This window comes from Ensifer sp. ENS08, assembly GCF_014852195.1.
Classification (GTDB): Bacteria; Pseudomonadota; Alphaproteobacteria; order Rhizobiales; family Rhizobiaceae; genus Ensifer; species Ensifer adhaerens.
This window is the reverse complement of record NZ_JACVBF010000088.1, coordinates 1-257: the sequence shown is the minus strand read 5'-3', so window position 1 is coordinate 257 and position 257 is coordinate 1. Positions and strand designations below refer to the sequence as shown.

The window sequence follows — 257 nt, the reverse complement described above, 5'->3', positions numbered from 1 at the left end:
GCAGCCACCCCGCCAGAACCACCAGGTCGGCAAAGCGCAAGATTTGCGTCTAGCGGACGCAAACCGGATGAGAAGCTGGTGAGTTGGTCGAGCCAACTCGTTTTGTTTTGAACACGTCGCTCATCTGAATGATGAGCATGAGCAATGGGAACGATCAAGCCAATCGAACGATTAGTACTGGTAAGCTTCATGCGTTGCCGCACTTCCACACCCAGCCTATCAACGTGGTCGTCTTCCACGGTTCTCAAGGGAATACT

At 52.9% G+C, this 257-nt stretch carries 1 rRNA gene; it reads right to left on the bottom strand.

The features are described 5' to 3' along the window. Positions 1 to 150: 150 nt before the first annotated feature. Positions 151 to 257: ribosomal RNA gene (locus tag IB272_RS34625) — 23S ribosomal RNA — on the bottom strand; the annotation flags it as partial.